We start from the raw sequence: 6970 nt of genomic DNA on the forward strand, positions 1-6970 counted from the left end.
GTAGCCGATGCGGGGGTTCTGTCGCGGTACCCCACACCGACGGCCCCGCATCGTGGATGCGGGGCCGTCGGGGGAACGAGCTTCGTCGAGTCCTCGTCAGGGTGTGAGTGACCCCGACTACTTCCGCTGTTCGAATCTGTTGTCGACGAAATCGGCGAAGCTGATCTTGCCCGGGATCGCGCCTGCCTTGGTGAACGCGTCGGCGATCTGCTGTTCGGAGGCGACCACCTTGTCGTCGAGGGCGATCGGCTCCTTGATCGAGCGGGTCCAGGTGATGCGGGAGGCGTCGACCGGGATCGAGGTGAGTTCGGCGTATTTGGTCGACCACAGGTCGAGATTGTCCGAAGACCACTTGGTGGCGGCGGCGTAGCGGGTGAAGAAATCGCTGATAACGGCCGACTTTCCGGCGTCGCCGACGGCCTTGTTCGAGGCGACCCAGAAGTTGTAGCCGTTGGCGGCCTGGTCGGCGGTGGCGATGGTCCTGGCGCCGACCTCGTTCTCCGCGATCGCGGTGTAGGGATCCCATACCGCCCAGGCCTGGACATCACCCCTGGTCAGGGCGGCATAGCCGTCGGCGGGGGCGAGGTAGACGGGTTCGACGTCGCTCAGACCGAGTCCGGCCTTCTGCAATTGCAGCAGCAGGTTCGCGTTGGCCGAACTTCCCTTGGTGACCGCGACCTTCTTGCCTTTCAGATCCGCGACCGCGCGGACGGGGGAATCCTTGCCGACCAGGATCGCGTCGCCCTTGCCGGTGGCGGCGAGCGCGCCGACGATCTTGATATCGGCATTCGCCGCCGCGCCGAAGATCACCGGGGTGTTGCCGACCTGCGCCAGATCGATGCCGCCCGCACCGGCCGCCTCGATCAACGGCGGGCCCGCGGTGAAGGTGGAGAACTCGATCTTGTAGGGCAGATTCTCCAGCTGACCCGATGCCCGCAGCAGCACCTCGATCGAAATCGCCTTCTGATCACCGACTTTCAGCGTGACCGAACCGAGGTCCACCGGACCGTCGGCGGCGGGCTCGGTGTCGCCGCCGCACGCCGCGGTGGCGAACACGGCCACGGCGAGCATCGCCGCGCCTGCGAGTCGGGATATCGAGAGTCGTTTCACGAGAACTGCTTTCCTGCGTTGTGGGACATGAAGAAGTCGGGCTCTGCGGTATAAGGCACAGAGAAATCAGGCGCGGACGCCGAGCAGCGCGAGCAGGCGGGTGATGTACCCGGCCCCCTCGGGGGCCGAATGCGATCGCGGGCGCGGCAGGTCGATCGCGACCTCGTCGGCGATCCGGCCGTCGTCGAGGACGAGCACCCGATCGGCGAGGGTGACCGCCTCGGTCACGTCGTGCGTCACGAGCAGCACACCGAATCCGTGCTCGGCGTGCAGGCCGAGCAGTAGTTCGTGCATCGACAGGCGGGTGAGGGCGTCGAGCGCGCCGAAGGGTTCGTCCAGCAGCAGGAGCCGAGGGTTGGCGACCAGGGCCCTGGCGAGGGCCACCCGCTGCGCCTCGCCGCCGGACAGGGTCAGCGGCCAGGCGTCGGCTCGCTCGCGCAGGCCGACCTGCTCGAGCACCGTCCTGGCGAATTCCTGGTCCCTGCGCCGATTGCGCGGGCGCGGACGCCCGAGGGCAACATTGCGCACCACCGGCAACCACGGGATCAGCCGGGCTTCCTGGAAGGCGAAGGTGGGCTGGGCATCGACGGTGACCGAGCCTCGATCGGCGGTCTCGAGTCCGCCGATGACGCGCAGCAGCGTCGACTTGCCGGAACCACTGCGCCCGACCAGCGCGACGATCTCGCCCGCGGCGATGTCGAGGTCGATGCCGTCGAGGACGACGTTCGGCCCGAAACTCTTGCCCAATCCGGTGATTCGGGCTGCCTTTGCGGCGGGCTCGGCGGCGGCGACCGGCTCGGCGGCGACCTTCGTGGTGATCGTCATCGGGTGTTCCTTCGATCGACGGAGGTACGCCAGCGCAGGGCGCGGAGTTCGAGGGCGCGCACGATCGCGTCGGTGGCCAGGCCGAGCAGGCTGTAGATCAGCAGACCGAAGATGACGATGTCGGTGCGCAGGAATTCGCGGGCGTTGTTGACCACGAATCCGAGACCGGCGCTGGCATTGATCTGTTCGGCGACGACGAGCGACAACCAGGCGATGCCGAGGCTCTGGCGCACGCCGACGAGAATCTGGGGCAGCGCGCCGGGCACGATGAGCAGGCCGAGTCGCTCGACCAGGGTCAGTTGCAGGGTGCGGCCCAGTTCCAGCAGTTTGGGGTCGAGCTGGCGGATTCCGGAGTAGGTGTTCAGGTAGAGCGGGAAGAACACGCCGAGCGCGATCAGATAGATCTTGGGTTCCTCGCCGATGCCGAACCAGATGATGAACAGCGGGATCAGGCCGAACAGCGGGATCGTGCGGATCATCTGCAACGGCGGGTCGAGCGTGTATTCGCCGACCTTGCCGAGCGCGGCGACGGTGGCCAGGACCAGCGCGAGCCCCGCGCCGAGCAGGAAGCCGAACAGCGCGCGCTGCCCCGAGATCAGCAGCGCGTCACCGAGTTGACCGGAATGGTAGATCTCCAGTCCGGCGTCGAGCACCACCGACGGCGCGGGCAGTTTCTTGGCCGAGACCCACCCGTTGCTACTGACGATCTGCCAGAGCGCCAACAGGGCGATCGGGGCGAGAGCGCGCAGCAACCCCGGGCGACGATACAGCGGGGTTCGCCGCTCGTTGGTTGCCGTGTCCCTCACTTCGAGCATCCGTGCAGGATGCAGAAATTCCGGTCATCGCACCAGGTTTGCGCTCAGCGTGAACGGATCTCGCCGCAGGTAACAGTGATGTGCCACCGCTAGGGCGGCATATCGAAAGTCCTGGTCCGAGGGGCTATCGCCCGTTCACGCACTCGGCTCGAGGAATCACTGCCCCGATCCGACGGACCGCCGCGCCGAGGCATCCCTGCCGCGACCGCGGAACAGCGCGACCGCTCGACGTCGCACACCCGCGCGCGGACGAATCCCGGCCGTCGTGTTCCGCGGCTCGGTGGCGTCGGTGATCGGCGCCGGATCCTGCACCCGCGTCGTCGTGGCCTCGATCCATTCCGTGCCCGCGACACCGTGGCGCGATCGTTCGTCGCCGCGCACCGCGATCTCACACCGGCGCGCGAGGTCGCGGCGGTCCAGGCCGGGATGTTCCAGCGGTTCGAGCACGATTTCGGCGACCATGCCGCGTGAGCGCAGCACCCGGGCGGCCGAGCCGACGAAGGTGTCCTCGCCGACGAACGCGGGCACCGCGCATTGCGCGCCGTGGGTGTCGAGGTAGCGCAACCGCACCGGCTGGACGTAGGTGCCGGTGTCCACGGCGGACTGGAACAGGGCGGGGCGCATACCGCCGTAGGCGCGGCCGCACCAGGTCGTGCCCTCCGGGAAGACCGCCATCCGGTCGCCCGCCGCGAGCCGCGCGGACAGGGCGGCCACCACATCGGGCAGTGACCGTAGTCGTTCGCGCTCGATCGGGACGACCCGCATCAGTTTCGCCAGGTTCCCGAGCAGCGGCCATTCGACCATATCGGCGCGCGCCACGAATCCCAGCGGCTGCACCGCGGCCAACGCGACCACGTCGGTCCAGCCGATATGGCCGGTGACGACGAGAACTCCGGTGGCGGGCGGTGCGTAACCGGTTCTGGTCGGGCGGATCTCGACACCGCGATCGTCACGCCGCAGCGCGGTGCCGATTCGTGCGACCAGGTCGGTGCGCACGGATTCCTCGGTCACGTTGCGCGCGGCGACACGATTGTCGACGACCCGCAATCGCATTCCGAGGCAGCCCAGCAGCGCGTGGGCGTAGCGCCGTTGCAACTGCTCGCGTCTGCGCTGCGGCGTCGCGACATTCAGCAGCGGGAAGCTGACCAACAGCCCCGCCACCCCGAGCAGTCGGGCGGCGACCCGTGCGCCGCCGACCGTGTCGATCGACTCGAGGCAGCCTGGTCCGCAGGGACTCGACGGCATCCACGAATGCGTGGCTGTCGCGAGGGGGGCGTCCGAAACCATCTATCTCACCGTCCACCGTCGAATGTCGCTGCCGCGTCCTGTAATCGGTTCAGGTAGCGGGTGTTGATGGTGCTGAGTCCGAGCAGCGCGACGAAATCGGCGACCGCGAAGTCGGGGTCGTGGGCCGGTTCACCGCAGATCTCCGCGCCCAGGCGCATGTACCCGCGCATCAGCGGCGGCAGTTTGGGGCGCGACGGCGGGGTCAGCTCGTCGAGCGTGCGGCCGTCGACGACGACCGGGTTGTACGGGCGCACACGACGTTCCGGGTCGGAGCCGTGCCGGGCGAGCAGCATGTCCCGCACGCCGCGCACGTTCACTCCCGGCTCGTCGGCCTCGGTGTCCCTCATCGGCACCGAGACACAGCCCATCACCCATTCGTAGCCGGTGAGCTGGATGTAGTGCAGGATGCCCGCCCACATCAGGGTCAGCACCGAACCGTTGCGGTGATCGGGCACCACGCAGGCGCGACCCATCTCGACGATCCGGTGCCCGGCCGGATCCAACCGGCTCAGATCGAATTCGGTGGCCGTGTAATAGCCGCCCGCGGCGGCGACCCGGTCCGGCGGCAACATGCGGTAGCAGCCGACGAACTGGTCGGTGGCATCGTCGCGGACCAGCAGGTGGTCGCAGTGCTCATCGAATCTGTCGGCGTCCAGACCGGTTCCGTGGTCGGGGATATGGAAGCCGGGCTCGTTGGCGAAGACGCCGTAGCGCAGGCGTTGCGCGGCCTCACGATGTTCGGCGTCGGACGAGACGACCAGCGAGTACCGAGACCGTTCCACCCCCGAGTCCGTCTGCCGACTCGGGGCTGTCAACACGGACGAAATAGTCATATCCGTGATGAAGCCAGTCCGAGACAGCGATGGAGCGACCTCGAAGTGTCGCCGCGATGCAGGTTCGGTTAACGAGACGACCGTCACACCCGGCGTTCACCGAATCGTCGGTCCGCGTTAGCGACAGCCCTCCGGCCACGCGACCGCGCTGCCCCGATCGCCGAAGCAGCGCGATATCCGAACCGTCACTCAGGCCGCCAATCGTTGCGGCTGCGGCACCTCGCCGACCGGCTCGCGTTCCACTTCGGCGAACCCCGGCCTGCCGCTGCCGATGAACGCCACCAGCCACGAGGCCACCGCCGCGAAGCGGTTGCGGAACCCGACCAGATAGAAAAGGTGCACGGCGAGCCAGATGAACCAGGCGGTCACGCCGCGGAAGGTGATCCGGTCGTTGAGTTTGGTCACCGCGCTGAACCGGCTGATCACCGCCATGCTGCCCTTGTCCCAGTAGAGGAACGGGGTGCCTGGGCGCTTCTTGCGGCGGACGATATCGGCGGCGTGCCTGCCCTCCTGCATCGCCACCGGCGACTGGCCGGGGTAGCCGTTGAGCGAGGTCATATCGCCGATGGCGTAGATGTCCGCGTATCCGCCGACGGTCAGATCCGGGTTGATCAGCAGCCTTCCGGCCCGGTCGGTCTCGCATCCGGTGGCCTCGGCCAGGAGTTCGGCGAAGCCGCCCGCCTTCACACCGGCCGACCAGACCACGGTCTCGGCAGCGATCCGGCGCTCGACGCCCGACTTGTCCTTGACCGTCACCTTGCCCGGTTCGATATCGGTGACGAAGGTGTCGACGAGCACCTCGACGCCACCCTTCTCCAGCGACCTCTTCGCGTATTCCGACAGTCCACCACCGAAAGGCGGAAGCACCTCGGCCGCGCCTTCGACCAGGCTGACCGAAACCTCCTGGTGGAAGTACCGCTTCGACAGTTCCTTCAACTGGCCCGCGACCTCGACACCGGTCGCGCCCGCGCCGACCACCACGAAGCTGAGCAGCCTGTTCCTGCTCTCCTCGTCGGCGACCGCGGCCTCGGCGAAGACGCGCTGGATCTGCCCGCGCAGGATCCTCGCGTCGTCGATGGTCTTGAGCGCGAAGGTCTTCTCCGCGAAATCGTCGCGGCCGAAATACGATTGCGACGCGCCGGTGGCCGCGATCAGCGCACCGTAGCCGATCTCGGTGCGCACACCGTCGTGTTCGTAGGTCAGCACCGTGGCATCGGGATCGATGGCGACCACCTTGCCGAGCCGAACATCGGCCTCGGGGTGACGCCGCAGGATCGACCGGATCGGGGGCGCGATCTCCTCCGATGCCAGCACACCTGTCGCGACCTGGTAGAGCAACGGCTGGAAAAGGTGTTCCGGCGTGCTCGAGATCAGCACGTACTCGATTCCCGACTTCGCCAGTTGCTTGGCCGCGGCCAACCCTCCGAACCCCGATCCGACGACGACCACATCTGCGTGTTCCATGACAGCCTCCTTCTCTCATTACCAACCGTTATTCGGAACGCAGATATTTCAGGTGTTCAGGCGCATAATGGAGATGACTCTTATCTGGATCATTCATGAATGAGGAGTTGTCGTGGAGCTTCGCCAGCTGGCATACTTCATCGCGGTCTGCGAGGAACTGAGCTTCAGCAAGGCCGCAACCCGCTGCTTCATCTCGCAGTCGGCGATCAGTCATCAGATCGCCCGACTCGAGCGCGACCTGGGCGTGCCGCTGTTCGAGCGCTCCACCAGGGCCGTCGTCCCCACCGACGCGACCATGCGGCTACTACCCTTGGCTAAGCAGATGCTGAGCCTGGAATCCGCGATCCGCGCCACCGTGCGCACCACCGGGCATCGAATCCGCCTGGCCGCCAACATGTCCTTCGCGACCCGTTCGCTCTCGGCCATCGCCGCGGCCCGCGCCGCCCACCCCGACGCGGAAATCGAATTCGTCATCAAGCCGTTCCGCCAACGCATCACGGCGGTCGCCGACGGCGACTGCGATCTGGCACTGATCCGCGGCAGCGTCGAACAGCCAGGACTCACCGTGGAAAAGCTCTGGGTCGAGGACCTGGTGATCGCGACCACACGCGGCCATCCACTCGCCACCCGCGAGAG

Annotated in this window: 7 protein-coding genes; 1 reads left to right on the top strand and 6 read right to left on the bottom strand. The window is 67.3% G+C overall.

Translation table 11 applies throughout. The features are described from left to right. Positions 1–117: 117 nt before the first annotated feature. From JZ792_RS27595 to JZ792_RS27620, 6 genes are all read right to left on the bottom strand, one after another. Positions 118–1071, bottom strand: a complete 954-nt coding sequence (locus JZ792_RS27595) for an ABC transporter substrate-binding protein (protein WP_216914898.1) — start codon at positions 1069–1071, stop codon at positions 118–120. 105 nt (positions 1072–1176) lie between these two features. Further along, the gene (locus JZ792_RS27600) at positions 1177–1935 is read right to left on the bottom strand and encodes an ABC transporter ATP-binding protein (protein WP_216914873.1); all 759 of its coding nucleotides are present in this window, start codon (positions 1933–1935) and stop codon (positions 1177–1179) included. After that, on the bottom strand, positions 1932–2750 hold the full coding sequence (locus JZ792_RS27605) for an ABC transporter permease (RefSeq protein WP_216914875.1): 819 nt from the start codon (positions 2748–2750) through the stop codon (positions 1932–1934). Before JZ792_RS27605 ends, JZ792_RS27600 begins: the two co-directional genes overlap by 4 nt. Positions 2751–2906: 156 nt before the next feature. Further along, entirely contained in the window at positions 2907–4037 is a 1131-nt protein-coding gene (locus JZ792_RS27610; protein WP_216914877.1) for a lysophospholipid acyltransferase family protein, read from the bottom strand. Positions 4038–4042: 5 nt separating this feature from the next. Beyond that, positions 4043–4870 carry a GNAT family N-acetyltransferase gene (locus tag JZ792_RS27615; RefSeq protein WP_216914879.1) on the bottom strand — a complete coding sequence of 276 codons (828 nt, stop codon included), beginning with the start codon at positions 4868–4870 and terminating at the stop codon, positions 4043–4045. Positions 4871–5059: 189 nt separating this feature from the next. Beyond that, positions 5060–6334 carry an NAD(P)/FAD-dependent oxidoreductase gene (locus JZ792_RS27620; protein WP_216914881.1) on the bottom strand — a complete coding sequence of 425 codons (1275 nt, stop codon included), beginning with the start codon at positions 6332–6334 and terminating at the stop codon, positions 5060–5062. Between the two features lie 112 nt (positions 6335–6446). On the opposite strand from JZ792_RS27620, the gene JZ792_RS27625 reads away from it, so the two are divergent. Continuing rightward, positions 6447–6970 (top strand): LysR family transcriptional regulator (locus tag JZ792_RS27625; RefSeq protein ID WP_216914883.1); only part of this gene is annotated, 524 nt, incomplete at its 3' end.

The sequence above is a fragment of the Nocardia noduli genome, from assembly GCF_019038455.1.
Taxonomy (GTDB): domain Bacteria; phylum Actinomycetota; class Actinomycetes; order Mycobacteriales; family Mycobacteriaceae; genus Nocardia; species Nocardia noduli.